This is a genomic window from Microbacterium ureisolvens (assembly GCF_015278315.1).
GTDB classification, from domain to species: Bacteria; Actinomycetota; Actinomycetes; order Actinomycetales; family Microbacteriaceae; genus Microbacterium; species Microbacterium ureisolvens.
The window spans coordinates 254302-268647 of record NZ_JADIJE010000005.1; the positions used below are offsets into that span (position 1 = coordinate 254302).

Consider the following 14346-nt stretch of genomic DNA (forward strand, 5'->3'; position numbering starts at 1 on the left):
AGACACAGGATCGCACGACGGCCTGCCGCCCGGTAGCCCGCCGAGGTGGAATCGGAGCATGACCGTATCGACCGAGACCGTCGTGAGCGTCGGTGCCGCCCCGCTCGAGCCCGCGGACGTCGTCGCCGTCGCCCGCCATGGCGTCCGCGTCGAGATCGCGCCCGAGGCGATCGAACGCGTCGCCCGGACGCGCGCCCTCGTCGAAGGGCTCGCCGATGACCCCGAGCCGCATTACGGCATCTCGACCGGCTTCGGCGCACTCGCCACGACCTTCATCGCGCCCGAGCGCCGGGTGCAGCTGCAGGCGAGTCTCATCCGCTCGCACGCCGCCGGCACCGGCCCCGAGGTCGAGCGCGAGGTCGTCCGGGCGCTGATGCTGCTGCGACTGCAGACCCTCGCGAGCGGCCACACGGGCGTACGACCCGTGGTCGTGGAGACCTACGCGGCCATGCTCAACGCGGGCATCACCCCGATCGTGCGGGAGTACGGCTCGCTGGGATGCTCCGGCGACCTCGCGCCGCTCTCGCACGTCGCGCTCGCCGCGATGGGGGAGGGCCGGGTGCGCGACGCCTCCGGCGAGGAGCTCGATGCCGCCGAGGCGCTGGCCGCGGCATCCGTCTCTCCTCTCGTCCTTCGCGAGAAGGAGGGGCTCGCGCTCATCAACGGCACCGACGGGATGCTCGGGATGCTGCTGCTGGCGCTGCACGACCTGTCGGTGCTGCTCGATACGGCCGACGTCGCCGCAGCCATGTCGGTCGAGTCGCAGCTCGGCACGGATGCCGTCTTCGCCGCGGATCTGCACGCGCTGCGGCCGCAGGTCGGACAGGCGGCGTCGGCGGCGAACCTTCGCGCGATGCTGACCGGGTCGCCCATCGTGGCCTCTCACCGCGATCCGTCGGTGTGCACGCGCGTGCAGGACGCGTACTCGCTGCGATGCTCGCCGCAGGTGCACGGGGCCGCGCGCGACACCGCCGATCACGCGCGCCTCATCGCCGTGCGCGAGCTCGCCTCGGCCGTCGACAACCCCGTGATCACCGACGACGGGCGCATCGAGTCCAACGGCAACTTCCACGGCGCGCCCGTCGCCTACGTGCTGGACTTCCTCGCGATCGCCGTCGCCGACGTCGCCTCGATCTCGGAGCGCCGCACCGACCGCGCGCTCGACCCCGCCCGCAGCAACGGGCTGCCGCCGTTCCTCGCGCATGAGGTGGGCGTCGACTCCGGCCTGATGATCGCGCAGTACGCCGCCGCGGGGATCGTGTCGGAGCTCAAGCGCCTGGCGGTGCCGGCATCGGTCGACTCGATCCCGTCTTCGGCGATGCAGGAGGATCACGTCTCAATGGGATGGGCGGCGGCGCGCAAACTGCGCCGTGCGCTCGACGGGCTCTCCCGCGTGCTCGCGATCGAGGTGCTCACGGCCGCGCGCGCCCTCGACCTGCGCGCGCCGCTCGAGCCGGCAGCCGCCACCGGCGCCGTGCGCGAGCTCGTGCGCACGGTCGCCGGCGGGCCGGGACCTGACCGCTTCCTGTCGCCCGACATGGAGGCCGTGGCGGAGCTGGTCGCTTCGGGCGCGATCGCGGACGCGGCGCTCGGACACGCCGGGCGCTGAACGAGGCGGCGCGGGGTAGCGCGCCGCTCCCGGGCGCCGAGCCAGGTGGCAGCCCTTCGGGAGCCGGCACCCCGGCCGCGTCAGGCGAGGTGCCGGTTCGCCACCTTCAGCCACGGCACCGACGCGTGCCGCGTCAGGCGAGGTGCCGGTTCGCCACCTTCAACCACGGCACCGGAACGCCGGCCGCGTCAGGCCAGGTGCCGGTTCGCCACCTTCAGCCACGGCACCGACGCGTCCGGCCGCGCCGCCGAGCCGCGCGCATCGCCGTCGCATCGCACCACCACGGCCCAGTCCTCGATCGACGTGCCCGCCTCGGCCAGGCGATGCTCGAGGCGCCGCACCGCCTTCGCGCTCGGCGCGCCCTGGAGCCCGACGTGCGCCATGTGGGTCGCGACGATCTCGGCGACCGCGCGCACGAGCGCGGGCGGCAGCTCGAGCCGCGCACCGAGGTCGCGTGCGATCTCCGCGCCGCGCTCGGCATGACGGTAGGAGGTGATGCGGCCGTTGCGCGGGCGCGTGGTGTCGGGCTTGCCGATGTCGTGCCACAGCGCCGCGAGCACGAGTCGCTCGCGGAGGTCTGGTGAGGCATCCGTCCGCTCCGCGTGCTCCGCGGCGAGATCGGCGGTCCACAGCGAGTGCACGAGCACATCGCCTTCGGGGTGCCACGCGGGATCCTGCGGTGTGCGGGCGAGCGCGGCGTGCTCCGGGATCTGGTCGATGAGGCCCTCGGCGCGCAGCGCCTCGGACGGCACGGGGTGCTCGCGCAGGATCGCGCGCAGCCGGCGCCCCCGCTCCGGGTCCGTGCGTGCGGCGGCGGCGCTCATGGTCCCATTGCACCAACAGGAGGGGTGCCGGGCAAGGCCGATGTGTCTGCCATGCCAGACACCACGGGCTCGAGGGCCGTTGTCGCGGGCGAGCGGGGCGTGTGGAATCTCCTCATGACCACGATCGACACGCCCACGGGCACGGCGCGGCCGGCCGTCCGCGCACCGCGCGGGCCGGAGCGGACCGCCAAGAGCTGGGGCGCCGAGGCCGCCAAGCGGATGCTGATGAACAACCTCGACCCCGAGGTCGCCGAGCACCCCGAAGCCCTCGTCGTCTATGGCGGCACAGGCCGGGCGGCGCGCAGCTGGGAGGCCTTCGACGCGATCGTGCGCACGCTCGACGAGCTGGAGCCCGACGAGACCCTTCTCGTGCAGTCCGGCAAGCCCGTCGGCGTCTTCCGCACGCACGAGTGGGCACCGCGCGTGCTGATCGCCAACTCCAACCTCGTGGGGGATTGGGCGACGTGGCCCGAGTTCCGCCGACTCGAGGAGCTCGGTCTCACGATGTACGGCCAGATGACGGCCGGGTCGTGGATCTACATCGGCACGCAGGGCATCCTCCAGGGAACCTACGAGACGTTCGCCGCCGTCGCCCGCTCGCTCGGGCGCGACGACCTGGCGGGAACCCTCACGCTCACCGGCGGCGCGGGCGGCATGGGCGGCGCGCAGCCGCTCGCGGTCACCCTCAACGGCGGTGCGGTGCTGATCGTCGATGTCGACGAGTCGCGCCTGGCCCGCCGCGTCGAGCACGGCTATCTCGACGAGTACACGACCGACCTCGAGGCCGCGCTCGCACGCGTCGTCGCGGCGAAAGCGGCCGGCGAGGCGCTGTCGGTCGGCGTGGTCGGCAACGCCGCCGAGGTCTTCGGCGACGTGCTGCTCCGCCATCGCGCGAATGAGCTCACCGTCGACATCGTGACCGATCAGACGAGCGCGCACGACCCGCTGGCCTACCTCCCGGTGGGCATCGCGTTCGAGGATTGGAAGGCCGAGGCATCCGGCGATCCCGAGGGCTTCACCGCGCGGGCACGGGGCAGCATGGCCAAGCACGTGGCAGCGATGGTCGGATTCCAGGATGCCGGCGCCGAGGTCTTCGACTACGGCAACTCGATCCGCGCTGAGGCGCAGCTCGGCGGCTTCGAGCGCGCGTTCGCGTTCCCCGGCTTCGTGCCGGCGTACATCCGTCCGCAGTTCGCGGAAGGCCGCGGACCCTTCCGCTGGGTCGCGCTCTCGGGTGACCCCGAAGACATCCGCAAGACCGACCGGGCCGTCAAGGAGCTCTTCCCCGACAACGCCGGTCTCGTGCGGTGGCTCGACAAGGCCGGCGACGCCGTGCACTTCGCAGGCCTGCCGGCGCGCATCTGCTGGCTCGGCTACAAGGAGCGCCACCTCGCCGGGCTGAGGTTCAACGAGATGGTCGCATCCGGCGAGCTGTCGGGTCCGATCGTCATCGGACGCGATCACCTCGACGCCGGGTCGGTCGCGAGCCCCTACCGCGAGACCGAGGCCATGGCCGACGGCTCCGACGCGATCGCGGACTGGCCGCTGCTGAACGCGCTGCTGAACACCGCGTCGGGGGCGGCGTGGGTGTCGATCCACCACGGCGGCGGCGTGGGCATCGGCCGCAGCATCCATGCCGGTCAGGTCACCGTGGCCGACGGCACGCCGCTGGCCGCCGAGAAGCTCGAGCGCGTGCTCACCAATGACCCGGGTACCGGCGTCATGCGCCACGTCGACGCCGGCTACGACCGCGCGAAGGAGGTCGCGCGCGAGCGCGGCCTGAACGTTCCGATGCTCGAGCGGTGACCGGCGCCCGCGTGTCCCGGAACCTTCCGTTCCCAGGTCGCGGAGTGGACGCTATCGGGACACGGCAGCGAGAGATCGGGACATGAAAGGACGGATGCCGTGGCCACGACGCTCCTCACGAACATCGGCGAGCTGACCACCAACGTCGGCCGCGACGGCGACCGTCTCGGCACGCTCCACGACGCCGCCGTGCTCATCGAGGGTGACCGGATCGCCTGGGTCGGCCCCGCCGCCGATGCCCCCGGGGCCCTCGCTGCCGGAGCCGCGGCGCCGAACCGCGAGAGTACAGCTGGTCGCCGAGAGGGAGGGAACCACCCCGCATCTCGTCGACCAGCTGTTCTCTCGCCGGAAGGGAACGGGGTGGAGGTCGTCGACGCCGGCGGACGCGCGGTCATCCCGGGCTTCGTGGACAGCCACACGCACCTCGTGTTCGGCGGCGACCGCGCCGACGAGTTCGAGGCCCGCATGACCGGTGCGCCGTATGCCGCAGGGGGCATACGGCGCACCGTCGCCGCCACCCGCGCGGCGACCGACGAGGAGCTGCGCGAACGGCTCGCCGGATTCGTCGCCGAGCTGCACCGCCAGGGCACCACGACGTTCGAGGTCAAGACCGGGTACGGGCTCTCCGTCGCCGACGAGGAGCGGCTCGCGCGCTTGGCCGCCGAGGTCACCCCCGAGGTCACCTTCCTCGGCGCTCACGTCGTGCCTGCCGAGTTCGCGGACCACCGTGACGACTACGTCGACCTGGTGTGCGACGAGATGATGCGCGCCGTCGTGCCGCACAGCCGCTGGGTCGATGTGTTCTGCGAGCGCGGGGCGTTCACGCCGGAGGAGTCGCGTCGCATCCTCGCCGCCGGCGTTGCCCACGGCCTGCGGCCGCGCGTGCACGGGAATCAGCTGGGTCCGGGCGAAGGCGTGCGCCTCGCGGTCGAGCTGGGTGCAGCATCCGTCGACCACTGCACGTACCTCGATGACGCCGACATCGCCGCGCTCGCCGGGTCGGACACGGTGGCGACGCTGCTGCCGGGGGTCGAGTTCTCGACGCGGCAGCCGTACCCCGATGCACGCCGCCTGCTCGACGCGGGTGTGACCGTCGCGCTCGCGAGCGACTGCAATCCGGGCTCGAGCTTCACGAGCTCGATGCCGCTCATGATCGCGCTCGCGGTGCGCGAGATGGGGATGACGCCGGCCGAGGCGGTCTGGGCCGCCACCGCCGGCGGCGCTCGCGCTCTGCGTCGCGACGACGTCGGCGTCATCGCGGCGGGCCGGCGCGCCGACCTCGTGCTGCTCGACGCGCCGACGCGTGTGCACCTGGCCTACCGCCCCGGCGTGCCGCTCGTGCGCACGGTGTGGATCGGCGGCGAGCGCCACGAGTGACGGCGGCGCCCGGCGCCAGCGCCGGGCGGCGCGGGCCCCGGGATCGACAGGGCCGCCCGACGCGAGAGTCAGGCGTGACAGGGCCCGCCCGGCGAGAGCCCCGCGAGCGACAGGAGCCGCCCGGCGCGATGCCGGGCGGCTCCTTGTGCCTGAGCGGCTCAGCGCGTCGCGAGCTCCGCGACGTCGTCGGGCGACAGCGCCGAGCTCCACACGCTGAGCTCGTCCACGTCGCCCCGGAAAGGCGTGTCCCACCAGTTGACGCCGAGCGCGAAGACGTTGCCCGGGCCCGAGAGCACGTCGGGGAAGCCCGTGCCCTGGAACCGCAGCTCGCCGTCCACGTACACCGAGGCCGCCCCGCCGTCGACGACGAAGGCCACGTGCGACCACTCGCCGACCGGCAGGCTGCGACCGGTGCCGGCGTCGTACCACTGCGCCCCCGACCACAGCATCGTCGAGCCGCCGACGCCGTCGTGACCGCGCGGCACCAGGCTCACCCACGACGACGGGCTCGCCGCCGCGAAGAACGCCGTGGTGTACGGCGTGAGCGCCTCGGGTCGCAGCCACAGGCTCACCGAGTACGAGGATCCCTGCACCAGGCCGTCGGGCAGCCTCACACCGCCGGCTCCGTCGAGGTGCAGGGCGCTTCCGGCGACGCCGTCGGCCGCGAACGACGCCGGTCCGCCCGCAGGGGCGTCGATCCGGGCGCCGGTGGGTGCGGCGTCGGCGAAGGTGCCGGCCGCGTCGGCGAGCGTTTCGTCGAACGACCACGCGCCGGCCAGGACGCCGGGCGTGCGCGCGGGGACGGTGATCTCGAACGACACGGATGCCGATGCCGACCCGTTCGCCACGACCGCGGTCAGCGTCGCCTGCGCATCGGGCTGGCCGATCCCCGGCCGGGTCACGGCGCCGTCCGCGGCCACGACCGACGGGGCCGACGACGACCAGGTGATCGTCGTCCCGCCGGTGCCGGAGGTCGGCAGATCGAGGTCGACCGTCACCGCCGACGTGTCGCCGAGCGACAGGTCTGCGACGACGGCGTCGACGGCTGCGGCATCCGTCAGCTCCACCGTCTTGCGTGCCCACAACGTGACGCCCGCGTCCGACACCGCGGTGAAAGCGGTAGACCAGGCCTCGAGGTCGGGATCCCACGCCGGCGCGAAGACGCCGCGGTAGGCGACGCCGTCGACGGTGAGCGTCGCCGTGTGCTGTCCGGTGAGCGTGAACCGACCCTCGACGCCACCCGAGATGCGGCCCGTCTTGTCGAGCGAGACATCGGATGCCACAGCCGCCGTCGCCGTGATGTCCTTGCCCAGGTCGACCAGCTGCCACGCGCCGACGACGTCAGCGCGCTTGACCTTGCCGGCGGTCTCGCCCGCGTAGCGCATCGGCGAGACGACGGGCCAGCCGTCCTCGTTCATCCACATCTGGTGCACCCGCACCTCGTGCAGCTCGCCGGTGCCCGGGAACCTGGCGTGGAACACCATGAACATGCGTCCGGTGTCGGGGTCCTGGTACCACGAGGTGTGGCCGGGGGAGACGTAGCCCGTGCCGACGCCGGTGCCCGGGTCGCCGAGCTCTCGGCCGAACAGGTGGCCCCCCATCAGCTTGACGCCGTACGGCTGGATCGACGCGTCGTCGAACAGCGGCAGCGCCGGGTCGGCCTTCACCTCGCGCATGTCGTTGCCCTGCGCGTCGAGGTAGGGGCCTGCGACGTCCTTCGAGCGAGCGACGCGCACGTCGTAGCCGCCGGTCACGCCGAGCCCGCCGAACGACAGGTAGAGGTAGTAGTACCCGGTTTCGGCGTCGTACTGGATCGTCGGCGCCTCGATGCGGCTGTGGTTGCCGCCGACGAGGTGGGTGCCGTAGCCCTGGCCGGGGAGCGGCTCGCCGGTCGCGGCATCCATCTCCAGCAGGAAGATCCCGCCCGAGTACGAGCCGTAGACCATCCACAGGCGCCCGTCGGCGTCGTAGAACGCGTCGGGGTCGACGGCGTTCGGGTGGATGCGCGCGTCGTAGATCTCGCCGGGGTTCTCGGATTCCTCATCCCACATGCCGCTCTTGAGCAGGATGCCCTGGTTCTCGTACGGTCCGTCGACCTCGTCCGAGACGGCCAGGCCCAGCGCCGACCGGGGTGACGAGCCCTCGCAGGCGTTGTAGTACATCGCGTACCGGCCATCGGGCAGCTGGATGACGTCGGCCGCCCACAGCGTCGAGGTCTGCGCCCACTGGAAGGTCTCGGCGAGCTCGGTGTAGATGTCGTCGAAGAGCGCATTGTCGGCGTTCTGCGAGAGGTCGACGGTGTGCTGCTGCCACGACATGAGGTCGGTGGTGTGCGCGGAGGCGCCGTGGGATCCGAACACCCAGATGTCGTCACCGGAGGTGACGACGGAAGGGTCGTGCACCGTGACATCGTCGAAGACGGGTGCCGGTGGGGCGGCGCGGTCGGGACCGGCCCAGGCCGGGGTCGCGCAGAGCGCGCCCGCGACGAGGATTCCGGCGGTGGTGAGCGCGATCGCGGTGCGTGCGCGGCGCGGCATGGAGTCTCCTGTTCGACGGTGGACGGGATGGGACGGATGTCGCGACTCGGCGTCGAGCCGTCGTTCCGTCGACAGGAATCTACAACGATGTAGACAAGAAGTACAACGATGTAGAGAAAGATCGCCTCGAGGTCTCAGCGCGGGGTGTCGACCGTCCAGTCGTCGGGATCGAGCGACGACGCGACGTCCCAGTCGCCCTCGGTCCACGTGAACGTCGCCACCGCGCAGGTCGGCATGTGCCCGATCCTGCCGTCGGACAGCCGGCCGGCGAGCGCGCTCATCCCCGGATCGTGCGCGACCACCATGACCGACCCTGCGCCGCTGGCCGCGGCCGCTGCCAGCAGTGACGAGGCTGGGGCACCGTACAGCTCGGGATCCAGCGACACCGCGACGCCGAGCGCGGCGGCGAACGCCTCGGCGGTCGTCCGGGCGCGCAGCGCGGTGCTCGAGAGGATCACGTCGGGGCGGAACCCGGTCGCCGCGAGCCGCCGCGCCATGCGCGGGGCGTCGCGCGCGCCGCGGTCGTTGAGCGGCCGGTCGTGGTCGTCGAGGCCCGGGTCGCCCCAGTCCGATTTCGCGTGGCGCACCAGTGCCAGGGTGATCATCGTCCGACCGCCTTTCCTGCGAGGAGCTCGAGCACGCACAGCGCGGCGAGCCGCACGGTGCGTCCATCCAAGGCGTCGGCTGTCGCATCTACCTCGGCGATGTCGGCGCTGCGCACGCGCGCGTCGGCGGCCACGGCCCGCACGAGCGCCCGGAGTTCCCACGCCGCGAGCCCGCCGGGGACGGATGCCGGGCAGCCGGGCGCGACGGATCGATCGCACACGTCCACGTCGATGTCGAGATGGACGGCGCCGCCGTCGGCGCCGGCGATCTCGAGGGCCTGCGCGGCCACGTCGGCCGCGCCGCGGCGCCGCAGGTCGTCCATCGTGACGACCGTGATGCCGAGATCGGCGGCGCGCCGGGCGTAGTGGGCGGAGTTGGCGAAGTCCGCGATCCCGAGCTGCACGATCCGGCGCGGGTCGAGCCCGTCCTCGACGAGGCGGCGCACCGGCGATCCGTTCGAGATGCCATCGCGCAGGTCGAAGTGGGCGTCGATGGTGATGAGTCCCGCCGCCCCCGCGCCCTGCGTCACCGCGTAGGTGAGGGAGTTGTCCCCGCCGAGTGCGACGACGAGGTCGGTCCGCTCCCGCAGCGCTCGGACGGCGGCACGGACGGATGCCTCGCCCGCCGGCCCGTCCGGCTCGTCGACGTCGCCCGCGTCGGCGACGCGCAGCACCTCGTTCAGGTCCACGGGCGGGGGTCCGAGCAGGGTCGGGCTGTAGCGGCGGAGCGCCTCGCGGACGGCGGCGGGCGTCGCGTGCGCCCCGGTGGGGGAGAGCGAGGTGCGGAATGCCGGAACGCCCAGGATGACGGCATCCCACCGCCCGTCGTCGATGGCGGGCCACGCGCCGGCGCGCGGCCACAGGGGATCGTGCGTAAGCGTCACGTGCCGACGCTACCCGAGCCGCCGCCCGGGCGTCAGGCCGCGACGTAAACCCAGGCGGAGCGACCGCTCGCGAGCACCACCGAGATGCGCCGGTACAGCGACACCTCGTACTCGTCGGCCGCGTCGAGCTCGTCGTCGGTCACGCGCAGCGCGCGCCCGACGATCTTGTCGAGCGGGTTGCCGGTGTGCCGGACGATCGGGTGCACCGACTGTCCGGAGAGATCGACGACGCGGGTGTCCTCGATCTCGGTGTAGTCCACGGTGTAGCCCGGCAGCGCGTCGTCGTCGCCTTCGAGCAGGCGCCCGAAGGTGTCGAGCTGCACCTCCGGCTGCTGCAGCGTGCCGTAGCTGAACAGGAGGTGGGTGGGCAGGTCCTCGGACACGCCACCAGTAAACCCGCTGCGCCGTCACCCGTGCGCAGCTGTCATCGATTCTTAACACGCCCGGCCGCGCGGCCGCCTCAGCCCAGCAGCGCGTGAGCGATCGTGAAGATCGCCAGGCCCGCGAGCGCGCCGACGATCGTGCCGTTGAGGCGGATGTACTGGAGGTCGCGCCCCACCATGAGCTCGATCTTCTCGGTTGTCTCCGCCGGGTCCCAGCGCTCGACCGTGTCGGTGATGATCGACGCGATGTCGTGGCGATAACGGTCGACGAGGAACACCGCGGCGTCGGTGACCCACGAGTCCACGCGGCGCTGCAGCGCGGCCTCCGTGGTCAACCGCGCACCGATCTCGGCGAGGGCCTGCGCCGCCCGCCGCCGCAGGCCGCTGTCGGGATCGCCGAGCGAGCGCAGCAGTCCCGCCTTCGCCGTGCTCCATGCCTCGCCGGCCAGGTCGCGCACCCGCGGGCTGTCGAACACGGCGAGCTTGGCGTCCTCGAAGCGGCCGATGGTCGCCGGGTCATGCTGCAGATTGTCCGCGAGCCGCTCCAGATACCCGTCGATCGCGACGCGCGCCGGATGGTTCGGGTCGCTGCGCACCGCCGCCACGAACTTGACGGCCTCGTTGTACACGGTGTCGTCGACGAAGCGGTGCGCGACCGACGGCAGCCATCCAGGCAGCCGGCGGGAGATGACGCCGCTGAAGGACGCCTGGTTCGCCGCGAGCCACGCCGACACGGTGTCGGCGGCGAGATCGACGGCGCCGTGGTGCGCGCCGGCGTCGACGATGCGACCGAGCCAGACGCCCAGCGGCGGTCCCCACTCCGGTTCGATGAGGTGCTCGCGGGCGAGCTCCTCGATGACGTCGCGCACGTCGTCGTCGCTGAGGGCGCGGAGGATGCTGGCCGCCATGACCGATCCCTCCGCCGCGATCCGCTCCGCGTGCTCGGGCGCGCTGAGCCACTCACCCAGCCGCGCCGCCATCGGCGTCTGCTCGAGCTTGGTGCGCACCACGTCGCCGCGCAGGAACTCGGTCTCGACGAACTCGCCGAGGGTACGGCCGATCTCGTCCTTTCGGCTCGGGATGATCGCCGTGTGCGGGATCGGGATGCCCAGCGGATGCCGGAACAGCGCGGTCACCGCGAACCAGTCGGCCAGCGCGCCCACCATGCCGCCTTCGGCCGCCGCGCGGACGTAGGCGAGGGCCGGCACCTGCTGCTGGAACGCGAACGAGAACGCGAACAGCACCGCCATGAAGACGAGCGCCCCGAGGGCGACTCCCTTCATGGTGCGCAACGCCCTCCTGCGCTCCTGATCGGCAGGGCTCAGCAGCCGGGTGGGCGTGCGGGTCATTGTCATCGGAGGTCCTCCAGCCAGTCTCTGGCGAGGCGATGGGAGCGGATGCCGTAATCCAGCGTCGCACGCTGGAACCGGAACACGTCGGCATACTGTGCCGGGATCTCACCGGCGTCGATCGATCGGGCCACCGTTTCGAGCTCGGCGAGGTCGGTGTCGATGCGGGACCGGAGCGCGTCGAGGACCGGGCCGCGCTCTTGCGGATGGAGCAGCCCGAGGAAGAACACCCGGGCGAGCATCGTCGTCTCGGCGTCTGCTCCTGCCACCGGGGAGACCATCCAGTCTCGCCACGCCTGGCGCCCGGCGTCGGTCACGGTGTACGGCTTGGTGCCGCGGGCGTCGGACGCGGCATCCGTCACCGTCGCATACCCCAGCGCGGCCAGCTGCTTCAGCGCACGCTGGATGCTGCCGAAGCTGGCGCTGTAGAAGAGCGAGACCCCCTGCTGGAAGTGCCGCTGCACCGCGTACAGCGAGAGCGGGCCGTGCAGGATGAGCAGCCCGAGGATGACCTGTTGCACCACACCTCCCGGTGCTATATATCTAGGAGTTATATCTAGGGGGTATGTCCATGAGTGAGGTTGTGACCGATCTTCGCACGGTCGTCGAGCCCGAGCGCCTCGGCGCGGCGATGCGCCGTGCGGTCGACGCCGCCGGCCGGCGCCGGCCGCAGCTGCCTGCCCCTCAGGTGCTGGTGAAGGCGCCCGGGTTCGAGTTCGTCTCGGGGGAGCGCTCGCGCCGCTTCCACGCTGCGAGCGTGGGCAAGACCATGACGGCGACCCGGGCGTTCCAGCTCGCGGCAACCGGAAGACTCGATCTCGATGCACCGCTCACCGCGCTGCTGCCCGCGGACGACTGGCGCGGTCTGTTCGTCCGCGACGGTCACGATCACGCCGCTCGCGTGACGCCCCGGCACCTCATCGAGCACACGAGCGGTGTCGCCGACTACTTCTCCGGCCGCACGAGCGGGTCGCCGTCGTTTGCACGGCTGCTCGACGCAGAGCCCGACCGGCTGTGGACCCCGCGCGACCTGCTGGCCTTCACCCGCGACCATCAGCGACCGGTCGCCGAGCCCGGACGCCGGTTCTCGTACTCCGACACCGGCTACGTGCTCTTGGGGCGCGTGATCGAGGTGACGGGCGGCGCGCCCCTCGGCGCGCAGCTGCACGGCACGGGCGGTGAGGGCGTCTTCGCTCCCGCGGGCATGGCCGACTCGTGCCTGCTGTTCCATACCCTGCCCGGGGGTGAGCCTTCGACCGATCCCGATCCCGGTGTCGCGCTCGACATCGCCCCCATCCGGCTGGGCTCGCTCGACCTCGCCCACCGGCGGGCGCTCAGCTGCGACTGGGGTGGCGGGGGAGTCGTGACGACACTCGACGACCTCGTGCGATTCACCACGGCATGGACCGACGGTGGCCTGCTGAGCTCCGCGGATCGCGCGGTCATGACCGACGCGCGGCACCGGTTCCGTCCCGGCATCCGCTACGGCGCCGGCGCGATGCAGCTGCGCTACCAGGGCTTCTCGCCGTTCCTGCGCGGCCTGCCCCGCCCGGTCGGTCACCTCGGTGTGACGGCGGTCCACGCCTTCACGGCACCCGAGCTCGGCATCCATCTGGCGATCAACATGCACTCGACCCGCGAGATGGTCCGCAGCTTCCGCCTGCACATCCGTCTCATGCAGCTGCTCGTGCGGGCGCTGCGCGGCTGATGTTCCTGGTCGCCTCAGTCCTCGATCGGGCCGAGCCACGCGGTCGCGACGGTCGAGTGCGCCGACTCGGGGTCGGAGGGGTGGAAGAGGCCGGCGAGCACGTCGCGGTAGAGGCGGCTGAGCTCGTTCGCTGAGAAGTACGACGAGCCGCCCGCGACGAGCACGGCGTCGTCGACGATCGTCTTGGCCGCAGTGACGGCGCGATGCTTGACGCCCGCGAGGAGCGAGAACCAGCGGGCGCCGTGGTCTGTGAGCGCGTCGACGTCGCGAGCGAGCGCGTCGATCTGCGGGGGGAGCGCGTCGTAGGCGAGCGCCATGTCGGCGATGCGCCAGCGGATGTCGGGGTCCTGGCTGTACGCCTTGCCGGTGCGCTTGGACGTGCGCCGGGCGGCCGCGGCGACCGCGAGGTCGAGCGCGCGCCGCGCGATGCCGGTGTACACCGAGGCCAGCAGCAGCTCGAAGACGCTGAAGATGCCGAACACGAGCGGATCGGGGTTGGGGCCCGGCGCGAGTCGCCGCACCACCCGGTCGGCCGGTGCCACCGCGTCCTGCAGCACCGTCGTGCGCGACTGCGTGCCGCGCATGCCGAGGGTGTCCCAGTCGTCGCGGACCACGACGCGCCCCGTCTGCACCTCCGAGCGCGGGACGAAGGCGTAGACCATCCGCGGCGCGTCCTCTGACGAGGTGTCGAGGCCGTGCAGCCCCAGCTGCGTCCACACCGGCGCGAGCGACGTGAAGATCTTGGTGCCGGTGAACGCGTAGCCGCCGTCGGGGAGGGGCGCGGCATCCGTCCCGCTCCCGAACAGCACGAGGTCGTTGCCCGCCTCGCTGATCCCGAAGGCGAAGACCTCGCCGGCGGCCGCACCCTCCTGCACGAAGCGCAGCGCGTCGATCCCTCGATCGGCGAGCACCTTGGCCACGCCGGTCCAGACCAGGTGCATGTTGATCGAGAGGGCCGTCGCGGGAGCGGCGCCCGCGAGCCGCTGCTGGAGGACGGATGCCTCGGCCAGGCCGAGCCCCCGCCCGCCGAGGCTCTCGGGCACGAGGATGGCGAGGTAGCCGGCGGCCTTCAGGTCGGCCAGGTCGTCGTCGGGGAAGGTGTTCTCCCGGTCGTGGACGGTTGCGCGGCTGCGGAAGCGTTCGAGCAGCTCGTCGGGGAGGATCTCGGCTGGATCGAAGGGGGTCACCCCGCCATTCTTGCGCGCCGGTGCGAGCATCGCGCTCTGGAATTCTGCACGTGCTCGCCGGCGACGGCGACGGACCG

The 14346-nt window shown here is 72.4% G+C and carries 12 protein-coding genes; 4 read left to right on the forward strand and 8 right to left on the reverse strand.

The features are described 5' to 3' along the window. Positions 1-58: 58 nt before the first annotated feature. Entirely contained in the window at positions 59-1609 is a 1551-nt protein-coding gene (hutH, locus tag IM767_RS10410; RefSeq protein WP_109210288.1) for a histidine ammonia-lyase, read from the forward strand. 188 nt (positions 1610-1797) lie between these two features. Here hutH and IM767_RS10415 read toward each other — a convergent pair whose 3' ends face one another. Next, positions 1798-2433 carry an HD domain-containing protein gene (locus IM767_RS10415; RefSeq protein WP_109210289.1) on the reverse strand — a complete coding sequence of 212 codons (636 nt, stop codon included), beginning with the start codon at positions 2431-2433 and terminating at the stop codon, positions 1798-1800. 114 nt (positions 2434-2547) lie between these two features. Here IM767_RS10415 and hutU point away from each other — a divergent pair, with 114 nt between their 5' ends. Both hutU and hutI read left to right on the forward strand, forming a co-directional pair. Next, entirely contained in the window at positions 2548-4239 is a 1692-nt protein-coding gene (gene hutU / locus IM767_RS10420; RefSeq protein WP_109210290.1) for a urocanate hydratase, read from the forward strand. Between the two features lie 99 nt (positions 4240-4338). Further along, on the forward strand, positions 4339-5616 hold the full coding sequence (hutI, locus tag IM767_RS10425) for an imidazolonepropionase (protein WP_109210291.1): 1278 nt from the start codon (positions 4339-4341) through the stop codon (positions 5614-5616). 158 nt (positions 5617-5774) lie between these two features. Here the strand turns inward: hutI and IM767_RS10430 are convergent, their stop codons facing one another. From IM767_RS10430 to IM767_RS10455, 6 genes are all read right to left on the reverse strand, one after another. Beyond that, a complete protein-coding gene (locus IM767_RS10430; RefSeq protein WP_109210292.1) occupies positions 5775-8153 on the reverse strand; it encodes a LamG-like jellyroll fold domain-containing protein in 2379 nt (792 codons plus the stop codon). Between the two features lie 134 nt (positions 8154-8287). Further along, complete coding sequence (locus tag IM767_RS10435) at positions 8288-8758, reverse strand: SixA phosphatase family protein (protein WP_109210293.1); 471 nt, start codon at positions 8756-8758, stop codon at positions 8288-8290. After that, the gene (locus IM767_RS10440; RefSeq protein ID WP_109210294.1) at positions 8755-9642 is read right to left on the reverse strand and encodes an agmatinase family protein; all 888 of its coding nucleotides are present in this window, start codon (positions 9640-9642) and stop codon (positions 8755-8757) included. Before IM767_RS10440 ends, IM767_RS10435 begins: the two co-directional genes overlap by 4 nt. A 32-nt stretch (positions 9643-9674) precedes the next feature. After that, on the reverse strand, positions 9675-10025 hold the full coding sequence (locus tag IM767_RS10445) for a gamma-glutamylcyclotransferase family protein (RefSeq protein WP_239453277.1): 351 nt from the start codon (positions 10023-10025) through the stop codon (positions 9675-9677). A gap of 77 nt (positions 10026-10102) precedes the next feature. Continuing rightward, a complete protein-coding gene (locus IM767_RS10450) occupies positions 10103-11374 on the reverse strand; it encodes a DUF445 domain-containing protein (protein WP_109210295.1) in 1272 nt (423 codons plus the stop codon). 2 nt (positions 11375-11376) lie between these two features. Further along, positions 11377-11895, reverse strand: coding sequence for a PadR family transcriptional regulator (locus tag IM767_RS10455; protein ID WP_109210378.1), 519 nt, complete (start codon positions 11893-11895; stop codon positions 11377-11379). Between the two features lie 50 nt (positions 11896-11945). Between IM767_RS10455 and IM767_RS10460 the strand changes: the two genes are divergently transcribed. Further along, the gene (locus IM767_RS10460) at positions 11946-13082 is read left to right on the forward strand and encodes a serine hydrolase domain-containing protein (protein WP_162564267.1); all 1137 of its coding nucleotides are present in this window, start codon (positions 11946-11948) and stop codon (positions 13080-13082) included. A 14-nt stretch (positions 13083-13096) separates the two neighbouring features. On the opposite strand, the gene IM767_RS10465 is transcribed toward IM767_RS10460, so the two are convergent. After that, the gene (locus tag IM767_RS10465) at positions 13097-14269 is read right to left on the reverse strand and encodes an acyl-CoA dehydrogenase family protein (RefSeq protein ID WP_239453278.1); all 1173 of its coding nucleotides are present in this window, start codon (positions 14267-14269) and stop codon (positions 13097-13099) included. Positions 14270-14346: the final 77 nt, after the last annotated feature.

Excerpts from the sequence above, each read along its gene's own strand:
- hutH (WP_109210288.1), top strand. The coding sequence starts at position 59 with ATGACCGTATCGACCGAGACCGTCGTGAGCGTCGGTGCCGCCCCGCTC.
- IM767_RS10415 (WP_109210289.1), bottom strand. The coding sequence starts at position 2,433 with ATGAGCGCCGCCGCCGCACGCACGGACCCGGAGCGGGGGCGCCGGCTG.
- hutU (WP_109210290.1), top strand. The coding sequence starts at position 2,548 with ATGACCACGATCGACACGCCCACGGGCACGGCGCGGCCGGCCGTCCGC.
- IM767_RS10430 (WP_109210292.1), bottom strand. The coding sequence starts at position 8,153 with ATGCCGCGCCGCGCACGCACCGCGATCGCGCTCACCACCGCCGGAATC.
- IM767_RS10435 (WP_109210293.1), bottom strand. The coding sequence starts at position 8,758 with ATGATCACCCTGGCACTGGTGCGCCACGCGAAATCGGACTGGGGCGAC.
- IM767_RS10450 (WP_109210295.1), bottom strand. The coding sequence starts at position 11,374 with ATGACCCGCACGCCCACCCGGCTGCTGAGCCCTGCCGATCAGGAGCGC.
- IM767_RS10460 (WP_162564267.1), top strand. The coding sequence starts at position 11,946 with ATGAGTGAGGTTGTGACCGATCTTCGCACGGTCGTCGAGCCCGAGCGC.